This window comes from Martelella sp. K41-7, from assembly GCF_055808365.1.
This window is the reverse complement of record NZ_CM147867.1, coordinates 3,808,434-3,822,500: the sequence shown is the minus strand read 5'-3', so window position 1 is coordinate 3,822,500 and position 14,067 is coordinate 3,808,434. Positions and strand designations below refer to the sequence as shown.

Genomic DNA, 14,067 nt, shown 5'->3' with positions numbered 1-14,067 from the left:
GCTGAAGCCGCACGCGGGCTTGCCGGGCGTATCGCCAGAACGGCGGGTGGCGGCAGAACCGGCGGCCTGTTTGATCCCGGCGAAGCGCTGATCCGGGCCTTTCCGGACCGGATCGCAATGGCGCGGGGCGGGCGGGGCCGTTATCTGATGGCAAACGGGCGCGGGGCCGAGCTTAACGAAGACGACCCGCTGGCGACCCATGATTTCCTCGTGATCGCCGATCTGACAGGCTCGGCCGCGCGCGGACGCATTCTTGCCGCCTGCCCTGTCTCACGTGAAACAATTCTCACGGCGCGCGCTGGCGCAATCGAAAGCCGCGATGAGTGCGTCTTCGACCGGCAGAGCCTTTCGGTTCGCGCCCGCAGCGTGACCCGTCTTGATGCGCTGGTGCTTTTCGAACGGCAGGGCGCGAAACCGTCCGGTGAAACGGCGGCCGAAGCCCTTGCCGAGGGCTTGCGTAGCTTCGGGCTCTCGCATCTGTCCTTTCCGAAGGAAGCGGCGCGTCTTGTCGAACGGATCGGCTTTCTCAACCGAAAGCTTGGCGATCCCTGGCCCGATGTCAGCGATGATGGCCTTCTTGAAAGCCTTGATGTCTGGTTCACGCCGTTTCAGACCGGCGTAACCGCGCTTTCCTCCGTCAGTGCCAACAGTCTGATGCAGGGCCTCAAGGCCCTTATCCCCTATCCGCTTGCCGGCGATCTCGACCGGCTGGCGCCAACGCATTTTACCGCCCCCACCGGCGATCGCATGCCGATCCGCTATGACAGTGACGAACCGGTTCTGTCCATCCGGGTGCAGATGCTATACGGGCTGAAGAACCATCCGGTGATTGCCGGCGGGGTGCCGCTGCTGCTGGAGCTGACCTCTCCGGCCGGGCGTCCGATCCAGACAACACGCGATCTGCCGGGCTTCTGGGTGGGATCATGGAAGGATGTGCGGGCCGACATGCGCGGGCGCTATCCGAAACATCTGTGGCCCGAAGACCCGGTCAATGCGGACGCGACGCGGCGGGCAAAGCCGCGCGGTCAATGACGAAGAAGAGGCAAGAATGATGGCGCGTCCCGTCGGTTTTCTGCTCCCCTGCCATGGCGGCTGTCTTCTCGAACCGCCGCAACACGACTTCTGGGAGAGCGATCCATGAACACCCCGGTCCGCGACATGGTTGGCCATGAACGCCGTGGCAATCTGCGCCTGCAGACACTGGTGCGGCTGAGATGGCTGGCGGTGGCCGGCCAGGCGGCAACGGCGCTGACGGTGACGTTCGGGCTCGACTTTCCGATGCCGATCATTCCCGTGCTTGCGCTGATCGGTGCACTTGCGCTCGGCAATCTTGTGCTGAGCCTGCGCTTTCCGGCGACCCAGCGCGTCAGTCCAAGGATTGCCTTTGCGCTGATCGGCTTCGACCTTCTGCAGCTCACCGCGCTGCTCTATCTGACCGGCGGACTTGCCAATCCGTTTGCGCCGCTGATCTGCGTGCCGGTAATCATCTCGTTCGCCGCCTTGCCGCTGCACTATGCCTTTGCTCTTCTGGCTTTCGCGGTTTCCGGCGTCTCGGCGCTGGCGCTCACCCCGTTTCCCCTGCCCTGGCATGACGGCATTATTCTCGAAATCGAGCCGATCCTGAAATTCGGGATCTGGATCGCGATCATCTCGATGCTGGGGTTTGCCGCTTTTTATGCCCAGCGCATCACGCTCGAGGCCCAGCAGATTTCAGATGCGCTGGCGGCAACCGAGCTGGTACTGCAGCGCGAACAGCATCTGTCCCAGCTCGACGGGCTGGCGGCGGCTGCCGCGCATGAACTCGGCACGCCGCTTGCCACGATTTCGGTGGTGGCCAAGGAAATGGCGCGCGCGCTCGGTGACGATCCGGAACACGGCGAGGACGTGCAACTGCTCGTCAGCCAGAGCCAGCGCTGCCGGGGCATCCTCGGCCGCCTCACCTCGCTTTCCAAGGAGGATGAGGCCCATATGCGGCTTTTGCCGCTGACCTCGCTGATCGAGGAAGTCGTTGCGCCGCACCGGCCCTTCGTGGCTGAAATCAAGATCAGGGTTTCCGGCGATACCGGCGGCGAACCTGTGGGCGCGCGCAACCCCGGCATCATCTACGGTCTTGGCAATATCGTTGAAAACGCGGTCGAGCATGCCCGTCGCAAGGTGGAGGTCGAGGCGCAATACAGCGAAACCCGCGTGACGATCACCGTCGTCGATGATGGCGAAGGCTACACACCGGACATTCTGCCGCGCATCGGGGATCCGTTCGTGTCAGACAGGCCGAAGGACCCCGCTGACAGCCGGGCCGGAGGACTTGGTCTCGGGCTTTTCATCGCCAAGACGCTGCTGGAGCGATCCGGCGCGCGGCTGACCTTCGAAAATGCCGGCGGCGCGCGTATCACCGTCACCTGGCCGCGCTGGCGAATGGAAGACGACGCGCCCGATCAGAGCTGAGACTTCTCAGCCGGGATCACCTGGGTGAGGAAGATCGCAACCGTGGCCATGGCTGCAAACAGCGCCAGCAGAAAGCCTGGCGCCAGTGTGAAGCCCGTCTGCTGAATGATGAAGGTCGCCACAAGCGGTGTCAGTCCGCCGATAATCGCAAAGCCGATATTATAGACGAAGGCGACGCCGGTATAGCGCACATCGGTCGGGAAGATCGCCGTCAGCAGTACCGGCCCCACACCCCAGGCAAAGGCGGCGATCAGCGAGATCACGATCATAGCCGGGATCAGCGACGATACGCCTTCATGGATCCAGACATAGACCGGGATCGCCGCAATCGCGAGCAGCAGCGTGGCGACAAAGGCCGGGACCTTGATGCCGATAAAATCGGCGATGGCGCCGGCAACGGGCATCGGCAGCGAAAACACAATGATGCCGATGAGCAAGGCGGTTGCCACCTGATCGGGGTCGTAATGCAGGAAATCGGTCAGATAGCTGTTCATATAGAGGTACAACAGCGGCACGGCGGCGGCGCCAAGCCCGGTGATGAACAGGCCAAGCCAGACGGCGCGGGCATTGTCGCGGAACAGCGCTGCCAGCGGCACCTTGTGGGCTGAAGCTTCCATCTCGGCGAATGCCGGGCTTTCGGAAAGGCGGGCCCGCAGGAAGAAACCGACAATGGCGACAAGACCGCCGACGAAAAAGCCGATACGCCAGCCATAAGACAGCACGGCAGCATCACTCAGCAGATGTTCGATCGCCCATTGCACGGCCTGCGCCGCCAGCATGCCGACATTGATGATCATGAACAGGAAGCCGCAGGCAAGGCCGCGCCGCTTCGGCATGGTTTCGGTAATCAGCGTCATCGCGCCGGGAATTTCACCGCCAAGGCAAAGCCCCTGCACCATGCGCAGCACCACCAGCGCGACGGTTGCCGAAATACCCCAGGTCGCGTAGCCGGGCATGAAGGCGATCAGGAAGGTGGCCCCCGCCATGCCGGCAATCGAGATCCGGAGCATCATCTTACGGCCGTGCCTGTCGCCGAAATGGGAAAACAGAATGCCGCCGAGCGGCCGGACCAGATAGCCAGCAGCAAAAACCGCGAAGGTGGCAAGCAGGCCGGTCGCCGCAGTTTCTGCCGGAAAGAAGGTCTTGGCGATCTGCGATGCAAACGAGGCGTAGATCACAAAATCGTAAAATTCCAGACCGCCGCCCATACTGCCCAGAAACAGCGCCCGATTGCGCTCGCCTGAAGTCACCGCCATGTTGTCACCCTCCGCTCGGTTCGTCGGAGGAAACGTTGGCGGAACGGCAGGCGAAAGGCAAGCCTGTTGGCAACCCGAAACAGTGGTTTAGCGCGCTATCGCTTGCACAGGGTGCCGCGGATCAGGCAAAGGCGGCCTTCAGACCGGCAAGCGCATTATCTGCGATCGCGTCGGGGACATTGTCGATGTCAACCGTGACCACACCGGCCTCGCCTGTCGGGTCTTCAAGGGTTAACAGCTGGCTTTGCAACAGCGAGGTCGGCATGAAATGACCGGCCCGCGCGCCAATACGCCTGGCAAGCAGAGCCTCGCTGCCGTTCAGGAACACGAAGGCCAGCTGTCCGCCGGCGGTGGCGCGCAGCCGGTCACGATAGACCTTTTTCAGAGCCGAACAGGTGACCACCACACCCGCCGTTTGCGCGCGGGCAAGCTCGGCGCCCACAAGGTCAAGCCAGGGCCAGCGATCTCCATCCTCAAGCGGGATTCCGGCGCTCATCTTCTCGACATTGGATGCCGGATGCAGGTCGTCTCCCTCCACATGCTCATAACCGAGGCGTTCGGCCAGAAGCCGCGCAATCGAGGATTTGCCGCATCCGCTCACACCCATGACGATGATGGCGCGCGGCAGAGCGGCTTCGGCCTTGTTCGTGTTCATTGATTGGTTCATCCGGTCCGGCAGGAAAGATCGACAGGCATCGCCCGCCATATGATGTTCCCGCGTTAGCATGACCGGTCCGCCAACCGCAACGGGACAGAATGTCCCGTCGGACGGAAAGACCCGGCGGGACATTCTGAAATTGCTGCGTTTAACGCTGGATGCCAAGCGAAGTGACGTCCACTTCAAGCGGGCCGGAAAGGTCCTGGATCGAATCGTAGAGCAGTTCCAGCGCATATTGCGGATTATGTGCAAAGGCACCCGGATCGGCCGTCACGAATTTCCAGTTGTAAGCCGCCTTCAGGCTGCGCGGTGTCCAGGCATTATAACGCACCGTCTTGCCGTCGACCGCGTCGGCCCGGCCATCCTGATCGGCATCGACGAAGAAATAGGGGTAATGCGGTTCGAAGACGATCGGCGTTTCAGCGACATTGGCCGCATAATCCCGGATCATCTCCATCAGCAGGGCTGCATTGTTGGAGATGTCGGAGCGGATGCCCTTGGAAAGGTCGCCGCTGCCGTCATAGCTGACGCGGGAAATCCGGATTGCGTCGAAATTGCCGGTCTCGTGACAGGTGAGACAGGTCTCTTCGGCAACTGTCAACGTATGCGGATTGTGGCAGGAGGCACAATCCGCCACCGGACGGGCATGGAAGAACCGGCCCGAATAGGCCTTGTCGGGATATTCGAAGCCGCCCGCGCCAGCAGCACCAAGGCGCACAGCACCGGCAAGTGCATAATGCGGGTTGATGAAGCCGATTTCGGGGTCCGGCGTGTCTGCAGCCTTGTCGCCCACAGCATTGGTCACACTCACCCCGGCCTCACGACCGGCATGACAGGTGAGACAGGCCGCCTCGACACCGGGCTTGACCGGGTGCTCGATCCCGCTTGGCAGCGTGATCGCGGTAATTTCGGAAAGGCCGGGATTGTGGCAGGTCTCGCAATCTACGACGCCGCCAACGGGGACAGCCGCCGCCACACCCGGCTCGCTGCCGTCCAGCCCGTGGAAGGCGCGGAAGCCCGCACCGGAGTGACAGGTGGAACAGCTTGCAGGCACCTCGCCGTCGTCGTCCCAATGGGTAAAGGCTTCCGCCGAGGCATCGGCATGCGCAGAGCGCGCCCAGGCCTCGATCATCTTCTGCTGCGGGATTGAAATCTGGTCCGGACGGAAAGGCCCGGACTGCGGCATGACGAACAGTTCCAGCGCCTCGACGGCGGTTTCACCCTCGCTGTTATCCTGCGCCGAAACCGCCGTAGAATTGACAAATGTCAATACTGCTGCAACAACAGCCATGAAAATTTGAGAAAAACGGTTCACTTCATTAGACATGGCTTTTCACCCCCGCTGAAAATTCATAGTCTGTTCTTAACGTATGCTAAACAATTCGGTCCGTTCCGGCAATTCAAATGTCGGATAGACCGTATTGTTTGATGCGATAAGTCTTGGGAGTGTTTTTTTGGACCGCCTTTTTTCTGCCGGTCTGTCCGTGCCGACCGGCCCTTCATTGAACGATGACCATGCAGCCGAAACGCTTCTGACCGAGGAGGCAGCGCTTGTTCCCGCCGCCGGGGAGGAGCTGAGGGTCGTGCCGCTGGTCGAGGTTGACGCGCTCGTCGCGCAGGGCGAACCGCTGCTTTCGCTGCGCGCCGCACCCGATATCCGGCTTGTCGCGCCGATGGCCGCGCGGGTGGCCGCGATCGAGCTCAATCCCGGCCGCCGGCTGATCCAGATGCTGCTTTTCCGCGAAGACAGCGGCGACCGGCACACCTTTACGGTGGCAGACGCGGAGGGCGACGCGACAGCATTGCGGGCGCTGATGCAGGCGGCCGGCCTCTGGCGGCTTTTCCGCAGCCGACCCTTCGGGCATATGCCCGCTCCAGCCGACCTCCCCGCTGCGATTTTCGTGATGGCGACCGATTCGAGACCGGATGCCCCCGATCCGATGACGGCGCTTTCGGGTCGCGAGGATGCACTCTCGCGCGGTCTTGCCGCACTCAACCTGCTGGCCGAAGGCGCTGTTTTCCTGTGCGAGGCCAGCGGCGTGGCGCTCAATCTCGACAATTCGGCTAGGGTGCGGCGCATCACCTGCGGTTCACTGCATCCGCAGGGACTGGCCGGCATCCAGATCCACCACCATGCGCCGGCTGAAATCGACGCCCGCGTCTGGGACATTCATGCAGAGGACGTTGCCGATCTCGGCGACCTCCTCGCCTCTGGCCTCTTGCCAGAAACGCGGCTCGTCACCGTCACCGGCTCGGCCATGCGCGCGCCAAGGCTCCTTCGCTGTCAGCCCGGTGCAGATCTGCGTGGCCTTTGTCACGGCCATGTGCAGCCGGGGCCCTATCAGGTGCTGGCCGGTTCCGTGCTCGACGGCAGGCCGGCGCACTGGCTCGGCCACCGTGACCGGCAGGCAAGCATTGTTACACCTGGTTCCGGTAAAAGACGCCGCCACTGGTTTTCCGCCGCCTTGACCCGGGCCGCCCGGCCGCTGCCGATCATTCCGACGGCAGCCCTTGCGCAATCCTTCGGCGGCGATATTCCGGCAGCAGCCCTGATGCGCGCGCTTTCATCCGGAGACCAGGAAGCGGCAGCCCGTCTCGGTGCACTTTCGCTGCTGGAGGAAGACCTGGCACTGGTCGATTATGTGACCTCATCAGAGCCATCGCTTGCTGCGCAGCTGCGCGGGCTGTTGAACGCCATAGAAAAAGAGGAGGCCCCGGCATGAACCACGGATTGTGGGATCGCGAAACGGTAGCCCTTCTCCTTTTGATCTCGGTGATGCCGCTGGCGCTGACGTGGCTCTGGTATGGCGGGCTCGATGCCGCCGGTGTTCTGGTGCTGGCGCTGATCATTTCCGGTCTGTGGCATCTGATCTTCATGCTGGCGCGCGCGCAGCCACCCTCATTTGCCGGCGCGCTGACGGCGCTTGCAGTGGCCATGCTGGCGCCTGAGGACCTTAGCATCGTGCAGCTTGTTCTCGGCATCAGCTTTGGCTCGGTGATGGCAGAACTGGTGTTCGGCGGCTGGGGCCGCAATGTGCTGAACCCGGCGACCGTGACGCTTGCCTTTCTCGGCTTCGGCTTTGTCACCGCCCCCTGGCCGGAACTGCCGCTGCCGCTGGCATGGGCGGCCATTCCGGCGGCCCTTCTCGGCGCGTTTTTCGGTGTGATGCCGGCCCGCGTGATCGCAGGCGCAGTCATTGTCATCGGCGGCGCGCATCTGGTCGGGGTGCCGGTCGAGCCTGCGCTTCCAGCAATCGCCGTGGTGCTGGTGCTTTTGGTCGCAGACCCCGTGGCGAGCGCCTCGACCAAACTCGGCGGCTGGCTCAACGGCGCCTTTTTCGGCGCACTGATCATCCTGTTCACACTCGGCTGGCAAACCGCCGCATCCGTACAGCTTGCGGTTTCGGCAGCGCTTTTGACCTCGCTTGCAGCCCCGTTGCTGGACGAAGCCGCCATTGCGCTGTGGCTTGCTCAAAGGAGAAGACGTCATGGCTGACCTCAACCCGATCTCGGCATGGCGCCGGTTTCTGGCGCTGCCCAATGAAAACCGGACCAAGACCGTCATTGTCGCCTTTCTCGTCTCCGCCATCTGCGCCCTGATGGTCAGTGGCGCCACCGTCATCCTGCGACCGATTCAAACGGCAAATCGCGCAGCGGAAGAACAGGCCCGGCTGGAAGCGCTGGTCGCCGGTATCCCCGGCATGTCCGAGATCCTCGAGGAGCCCGGCGGTTCGCTGTCCACCGTCGTGATCAATCTGCCCAAGGGCGAAGCCGCGCAGAACGTGACGCCCGAAACCCTGCCCGCGGCACTCGATGATGCGGCGAACTGGACAACGCTTTCACCGGCCGAAGATACCGCCGGCATCGGAAGGCGGCCGAACTACACCCAGATCTATCTGCTGAGGAACGAAAACGGCGATATCTCGCTGGCACTGCTGCCGGTTAGCGGCCCGGGTTATCAGGCCGAAATCGATGCGATCGTGGCGCTGCGCGGTGACATGAACACCATTGCCGGGGTGGCGATTACCAATCAGGCAGAAACACCCGGCCTTGGCGGCCGCATCGAGGAACCGGCATGGCTGGCGCAATTCCCCGGCACCGAGCTTGCCGATGCGTCCGGCACTGTCCGCTTTGCCGTTGCCAAGGGGGCTGCCGGCAATGATTACGAGGTCGACGGCATCACCGGGGCCACCCGCACCGGCAATGCCTTTACCAAGATCATGCGGTTCTGGGGCGGGCCGGAAGGTTACGGCCCGCTGATCGACGCCGTTCAGCGCGGGGAGTTCTGATATGGCCCGGTCAACCAATCTCTGGTCGACGCTGACGGAGCCGCTCGTCCTGCAAAACCCGGTAACGCTGCAGATCCTCGGCATCTGTTCGGCGCTGGCGGTGACCACGTCGGTTGCGACCGCGCTGACCATGTCGGCGTCGCTGACCACGGTTCTGGTACTGTCTGCCGGCCTCGTCAGCCTGATCCGGCGGCATATTCCGGACTCGATCCGGCTGATTGTCCAGATCGTGATCGTCGCCTCGCTGGTGGTCGTCATCGACCAGATCCTGCAGGCCTATCTGTTTGACATCAGCCGCAAGCTTTCGGTGTTCGTCAGCTTGATCACCACCAATTGTCTGGTGCTGGGCCGTACCGAATCGTTCTCGCGCTCCAACCCGCCGCTGCCCTCCATGGTCGACGGGCTCGGCAACGGGCTCGGCTATTCGCTGGTGCTGATCGTCATCGGTTCGGCGCGTGAACTGTTCGGTGCCGGCAAGCTGATGGGTTATCAGGTGTTTCCGGTGGTTGCCGACGGTGGCTGGTTCACGCCGCTGAACCTGATGCTGCTGGCACCCAGCGCCTTCTTCATGCTTGGTGGACTGGTCTGGGCGGTGCGCACCGTCCTGCCCGCACAGGCGGAACCCTCGGAGTTCAACCCGCCGAAGACAGAGGAGCCCGGAAAATGACCGACCTCTGGAACCTTTTCCTAAGCGCGGCCTTCGTTGAAAACGCACCGCTGACCCTGTTTCTCGGGCTCTGCACCTTTCTGGCGCTGTCGCGCCGCACCGCTTCAGCCATCGGCCTCGGCATCGCCGTGACGGCCGTTATGGGCGTCACCGTGCCGCTCAACCAGGTGATCTATCATGCCCTGCTTGCACCCGGTGCCTGGGCCTGGGCCGGCATGCCGGATATCGACCTTTCCTATCTGAAGCTGATCTCGTTCATCGGCGTCATCGCCGCCACGGTCCAGCTCGTGGAAATGGTGCTCGACCGGTTCTTTCCGGCAATCTACGCTTCCTTTGGCGTGTTCCTGCCGCTTCTGACCGTGCACTGCGCGATTCTCGCCGGCAGCCTGTTCATGGTCGACCGTAATTACGGCATCGGCCAGTCGGCGGTGTTCGGCCTTGGCCAGGGCTTCGGTTTCGGGGTCGCCGTCGTTCTCCTCGGCGCGATCCGTTCGCGCCTTTCCTATGCCGACCTGCCGCAGGGCCTGCGCGGGCTCGGCATCACCTTTGCAATCGCCGGGATGATGTCGCTGGGCTTTTCGGCATTTGCGCAAATGGTGACGCCATGAACGAGATCGCAGTCGGAGCCCTTGTCATTGTCGGTCTCGTGCTGGTTCTCACGCTGGCGCTCTTGATCACCCGCGCGCGCCTGATCCCCGCCGAGGCGCTGACGATCACGGTCAACGACACAATGGAAATCGAGGCCAATCGTGGCGACCGCCTGCTTGGCGTGCTGCATGGCGCGGGCATCGGTATTCCGGCAGCCTGCGGCGGATCGGGCACATGCGGGCTTTGCCGGGTGCATGTGGAGGGTGAAGGCGCCGGTGAACCGCAGGCGACCGAGCGCGGCGTGCTCTCTGCCGCCGAGCGACGTGCCAAAATGCGCCTTGCCTGCCAAACCGCGCTGCGCGGCCCATGCTCTGTCACCGTGCCGCAGGACTTTGTCGGCGCGACCGGCTTTACCTGTCGCGTGGTGTCCAACACCATGAAGGCGCCGCTGATCCGGGAGCTGGTGTTGCAACTGCCCGAAGGTCAGCCATTCGATTTTGTTGCCGGCGGTTTCATGCAGCTCACCGCACCGGCTTATGGGCTCAACTTCCACGATATCGAAATCGACCCGGCGTTTCGCGACCCCTGGAAGATCTCCGGCTGGTCGGACATGACATCCTATGCCGAAAGACCGGTGACGCGGGCCTATTCAATCGCCTGCCGTCCGGAAGATGCCAGGCAGGAACGCGCCGTCTTCAATATCCGCCTTGCCGCACCACCACCGGGCCGCGAGCAGGAAATTCCGCCCGGCGTGGTCTCCTCCTGGCTATTTGCTCTGAAACCGGGCGACGCGGTTGAAGCGTCCGGCCCGTTCGGCGAGTTCGAGGTCCAGCCGACCGAACGCGAGATGGTCTTCATCGGCGGCGGTGTCGGCATGGCGCCGCTTCGCGCCATGATCCACGACCAGATCGGCAAAGGCACGCCGCGGCGGATGCGTTATTTCTACGGCGCACGCTCGGTGGCCGACCTGTTCTATGTCGAGGAATTCGAGAAGATTGCCGACGAACACGACAATTTCTCGTGGACGCCGGCGCTTTCCGATCCCGCGCCCGGCGACCGCTGGACGGGCGCCAGCGGGTTTATCCACGATGTCGTGCGCGCGGAGCTTTCCCGCCATCCCGCACCCGAGGACTGCGAATATTACATGTGCGGGCCGCCGGTGATGATTTCGGCGGTAACCTCCACGCTCCACCGGCTCGGCATCGAGCCGAAGTCCATCTTCTATGACGATTTCGGAGTCTGACCCATGAACGCACGTCAAGCATTTCTGACCCGCCGCCGCGTTCTGGCGCTTACCGGAACGGCTTTTCTGGCCGCGACCGGTGCCCGCGCCGCGGCACCGGCGATCCTGAAATCCGCCCCAGCAACGCGGCAGATCAGCGGTGAGGCCTTCGCCACCACATGGCGCGTAACCGTGCCGGACACGGCCCGGCCCGAGGCGCTTCGCGGCGAGATTGAAATGCTTCTCTCCGGCTTCGACCGGATGATGTCGCCATGGCGGGCCGACAGCGAAATCAGCGCATTCAACCTCGCTGGCCCCGGCAGCAAACCGGTCTCGGCAGAAACAGCCTTCGTGGCCGACAGCGCGCTTGAACTGGCAAGGAAGAGCAATGGCTGGTTTGACCCGAGCATCGGCCCGCTGGTGGCGCGCTATGGCTTCGGGCCGATTGAGGGAAGAACCGCCGATGGCGGTGCACCTTCGCTCTGGCATGCGCTGGCGGTCGATGGCAACCGCCTCGAAAAGACCCAGAACGGCGCCACCATCGACCTTTGCGGCATCGCCAAGGGGCGCGCACTCGACCTGATGGCCCACAGGCTTCTGCAAGCCGGACATAGGGATTTCCTGATTGATCTCGGCGGAGAGTTGGTTGCACACGGCAACCATCCGGCCGGCAGGCCGTGGCAGGTTGCCGTGGAAGACCCGCGTCTGGCTTCAACCGGCAGCGCCGGCGTGCTGCGGCTTGCCGATTGCGCGGTCGCGACCTCGGGCCTTCGCGCGCAGAGCTACACGCTTTCCGGCCACAGCTACAGCCACATCATCGATCCGCGCCATGCCGTTCCGGTCGAGGGCACAATCGCGTCGGTCTCGGTCCTCGGCTCTGATGCGATGACGGCGGATGGTTGGGCCACCGCGCTGACGGCAGCCGGCGAAAGCGGGCCTCTTCTGGCGCGCCGCCAGTCGGTCACAGCGCTGTTCCTTTTTCATGACGGCGACGGGCTTCGCCACGAAACCACCGGCGGCTTCGACCGTTTCCTGCTATAGTCTCTTCAACAGGAGCACGAACATGGAAATCCTGATGGCAATCGCGATCTTCCTTCTGGTCATGGCCGGACTTGGCGTCGGCTTGCTCAGCGGCCGCGGCCCCCTGAAGGGCTCGTGCGGCGGCATGGCCTGCATGAAGGAAGCCGCCTGCGAAGGCTGCCCGAACCGTGGATCGGGGCAGACGAAATGACCGACACGATTGCGGAGATCACCAAAACCGACACACTGACCGTGACGCCGGACATGCCGATCCGCCGTGCCGTGGCGTTGCTCGTCGAAAGCAGAGCTGCGGCCGCGCCGGTCGTCGACGAGGGTGATGCACTCATCGGCATCCTCACCCAGAAGGACTGTTTCAACCCGGCCCTTCAGGCAAGCTATTATCAGGAATGGAAAGGCACGGTCGCTAATTATATGAGCCGCAACGTCGTCAGCCTGCCGGCCAGCACCGACCTCGTTGCCGCCGCCGAAGCCTTCATCGCCCATCCGCATCGGGTGTTCCCCGTCACCGACGGTAATCAGCTGATCGGGCTTCTGCGCCGATCCGATGTGCTTTCGGCCTTGGTGCGGCTCAGCGGATAGACGTTCCGCCCGCGCCATTGCTGCCACAGCCATCGCCCCCGTGACCTCCGGCCTAAGCGGCGGTTTCCTGCCGCCCGGCGAGACGGTTTTTTCAAGTGGATCAGGGTTTACCCCCGGGCTTTCGAGGTTCATAAGCATCCGATAGCATTGACGCGCGGTCATTTGCCGCACAGCGAATTCAGGCAAGACGGACATGGACGAGACTGAGAAATCGGATTTCACGCGGGATGAAAGCCTGGGCGCACCGGAGGGCGATATGAGCCTTCTGATCGTCGATGATGACACGCCCTTTCTGCGCCGCATTGCCCGCGCCATGGAGACGCGCGGTTTTGCAATCGCAACGGCGGAAACCGTGGCGGAAGGCATTGAGAGAGCGAAAGCGCATCCACCGAAATATGCGGTCGTCGACTTGCGGCTTGAAGATGGCAGCGGGCTGGACGTGATCGCCGCCATCCGCGAATCAAGGCCCGATACCCGTATCGTGGTGCTGACCGGATACGGCAATATCGCCACCGCCGTCACTGCCGTAAAACTTGGCGCGCTCGACTATCTCGCCAAACCCGCCGATGCCGACGATATCGTCCACGCGCTGACCCAGGCGCCGGGCGAAAAGGTTGACCCGCCGGAAAACCCGATGTCGGCCGACAGGGTGCGCTGGGAACACATTCAACGTGTCTACGAAATGTGCGACCGAAACGTCTCCGAAACCGCGCGCCGTCTCAACATGCATCGCCGCACCCTGCAGCGGATCCTCGCAAAACGCGCGCCGCGCTAAAACGAAACGCCTTCCGATTCCAGCCGCTCCAGCACCAGTTCGGCCGATGTCAGCCGTTCGGCGGCATTGCGGGCAAAGGCAAGAGTCAGCACCTTGCGGCGCGCCGGTGCCAGCTTGTGTTCCGGCGCCGGCCTGACGATTTCCGCGCCGTAGCGATCGGCCAGCAGCAGGCCGCAGTCTTCGGGAAAGATATCGAGCGGAACCCCGGCATGGGTCGCGAAAAACAGCCGGTCGCAATAGTCGCGATAGTCCGGCCATTTGCGGTCGACACGAAAATCCTCGACCGACGACTTGATTTCGATGATCCAGATCTCGCCCTTTTCGGTGAGGCAGATCAGATCGGCCCGTCGGCCGTTCCTGAGCGTCATCTCGCTGATCGATGCGTGCCGCATGTGCTTCATCAGATGCTGCACGCCGCGACGCACCAACAAGGCTCTTTCAGACTGGCGGCCATCTGCCGTCGGGTTCTTGGCGTGAAGGTCGACAATCGCCATGGAACTTCCCTTCAATCGATGCATTTTCACAACAGCCCACTGCCCGTGTGCAG

16 protein-coding genes (1 of these 16 cut by a window edge) are annotated in these 14,067 nt (G+C 63.1%); 12 read left to right on the top strand and 4 right to left on the bottom strand.

Annotated features, from left to right (window positions below):
• Together hrpB and AC0L7L_RS18140 are read left to right on the top strand one after the other, a co-directional pair.
• Positions 1–1,032 carry the end of an ATP-dependent helicase HrpB gene (hrpB, locus tag AC0L7L_RS18145; RefSeq protein WP_473510512.1) on the top strand. It extends 1,425 nt beyond the left edge of the window, so 1,032 of the gene's 2,457 nt are visible here — the last part of the coding sequence; the start codon falls outside the window, past its left edge; it ends in the stop codon at positions 1,030–1,032.
• Between the two features lie 105 nt (positions 1,033–1,137).
• Entirely contained in the window at positions 1,138–2,445 is a 1,308-nt protein-coding gene (locus tag AC0L7L_RS18140; protein ID WP_272213478.1) for an ActS/PrrB/RegB family redox-sensitive histidine kinase, read from the top strand.
• On the opposite strand, the gene AC0L7L_RS18135 is transcribed toward AC0L7L_RS18140, so the two are convergent.
• From AC0L7L_RS18135 to AC0L7L_RS18125, 3 genes are all read right to left on the bottom strand, one after another.
• On the bottom strand, positions 2,436–3,701 hold the full coding sequence (locus tag AC0L7L_RS18135) for an MFS transporter (RefSeq protein ID WP_272213477.1): 1,266 nt from the start codon (positions 3,699–3,701) through the stop codon (positions 2,436–2,438). The genes AC0L7L_RS18140 and AC0L7L_RS18135 overlap by 10 nt on opposite strands.
• Before the next feature lie 121 nt (positions 3,702–3,822).
• A complete protein-coding gene (locus tag AC0L7L_RS18130; protein ID WP_473510510.1) occupies positions 3,823–4,356 on the bottom strand; it encodes a gluconokinase in 534 nt (177 codons plus the stop codon).
• Between the two features lie 151 nt (positions 4,357–4,507).
• The gene (locus tag AC0L7L_RS18125) at positions 4,508–5,686 is read right to left on the bottom strand and encodes a cytochrome c3 family protein (RefSeq protein WP_473510508.1); all 1,179 of its coding nucleotides are present in this window, start codon (positions 5,684–5,686) and stop codon (positions 4,508–4,510) included.
• Between the two features lie 127 nt (positions 5,687–5,813).
• Here AC0L7L_RS18125 and AC0L7L_RS18120 point away from each other — a divergent pair, with 127 nt between their 5' ends.
• The 10 genes from AC0L7L_RS18120 to AC0L7L_RS18075 all read left to right on the top strand — a co-directional run bounded on the left by AC0L7L_RS18120 (position 5,814) and on the right by AC0L7L_RS18075 (position 13,520).
• On the top strand, positions 5,814–7,082 hold the full coding sequence (locus tag AC0L7L_RS18120; protein WP_473510505.1) for a Na(+)-translocating NADH-quinone reductase subunit A: 1,269 nt from the start codon (positions 5,814–5,816) through the stop codon (positions 7,080–7,082).
• The gene (locus tag AC0L7L_RS18115; protein ID WP_473510503.1) at positions 7,079–7,855 is read left to right on the top strand and encodes an RnfABCDGE type electron transport complex subunit D; all 777 of its coding nucleotides are present in this window, start codon (positions 7,079–7,081) and stop codon (positions 7,853–7,855) included. The genes AC0L7L_RS18120 and AC0L7L_RS18115 overlap by 4 nt, the downstream gene beginning before the upstream one ends.
• Positions 7,848–8,648 carry an FMN-binding protein gene (locus AC0L7L_RS18110; RefSeq protein WP_473510501.1) on the top strand — a complete coding sequence of 267 codons (801 nt, stop codon included), beginning with the start codon at positions 7,848–7,850 and terminating at the stop codon, positions 8,646–8,648. The genes AC0L7L_RS18115 and AC0L7L_RS18110 overlap by 8 nt, the downstream gene beginning before the upstream one ends.
• Position 8,649: 1 nt before the next feature.
• A complete protein-coding gene (locus tag AC0L7L_RS18105; RefSeq protein ID WP_473510499.1) occupies positions 8,650–9,315 on the top strand; it encodes an NADH:ubiquinone reductase (Na(+)-transporting) subunit D in 666 nt (221 codons plus the stop codon).
• A complete protein-coding gene (gene nqrE / locus AC0L7L_RS18100; protein ID WP_473510497.1) occupies positions 9,312–9,923 on the top strand; it encodes an NADH:ubiquinone reductase (Na(+)-transporting) subunit E in 612 nt (203 codons plus the stop codon). The genes AC0L7L_RS18105 and nqrE overlap by 4 nt, the downstream gene beginning before the upstream one ends.
• Positions 9,920–11,146: an NADH:ubiquinone reductase (Na(+)-transporting) subunit F gene (nqrF, locus tag AC0L7L_RS18095; RefSeq protein WP_272213468.1), complete on the top strand. Its 1,227-nt coding sequence runs from the start codon at positions 9,920–9,922 to the stop codon at positions 11,144–11,146. Before nqrE ends, nqrF begins: the two co-directional genes overlap by 4 nt.
• A 3-nt stretch (positions 11,147–11,149) precedes the next feature.
• Positions 11,150–12,166 (top strand): FAD:protein FMN transferase, encoded by a 1,017-nt coding sequence (locus tag AC0L7L_RS18090; protein WP_473510494.1) that lies wholly within the window; start codon positions 11,150–11,152, stop codon positions 12,164–12,166.
• A 22-nt stretch (positions 12,167–12,188) separates the two neighbouring features.
• Positions 12,189–12,356, top strand: coding sequence for a hypothetical protein (locus tag AC0L7L_RS18085; protein ID WP_473510492.1), 168 nt, complete (start codon positions 12,189–12,191; stop codon positions 12,354–12,356).
• Positions 12,353–12,745, top strand: coding sequence for a CBS domain-containing protein (locus AC0L7L_RS18080; RefSeq protein ID WP_272213465.1), 393 nt, complete (start codon positions 12,353–12,355; stop codon positions 12,743–12,745). The genes AC0L7L_RS18085 and AC0L7L_RS18080 overlap by 4 nt, the downstream gene beginning before the upstream one ends.
• A gap of 193 nt (positions 12,746–12,938) precedes the next feature.
• Positions 12,939–13,520 (top strand): ActR/PrrA/RegA family redox response regulator transcription factor, encoded by a 582-nt coding sequence (locus AC0L7L_RS18075; protein WP_272213464.1) that lies wholly within the window; start codon positions 12,939–12,941, stop codon positions 13,518–13,520.
• Here AC0L7L_RS18075 and AC0L7L_RS18070 read toward each other — a convergent pair.
• Positions 13,517–14,014, bottom strand: a complete 498-nt coding sequence (locus tag AC0L7L_RS18070; protein ID WP_272213463.1) for an MmcB family DNA repair protein — start codon at positions 14,012–14,014, stop codon at positions 13,517–13,519. The two genes, AC0L7L_RS18075 and AC0L7L_RS18070, sit on opposite strands and share 4 nt — an antisense overlap.
• Positions 14,015–14,067: the final 53 nt, after the last annotated feature.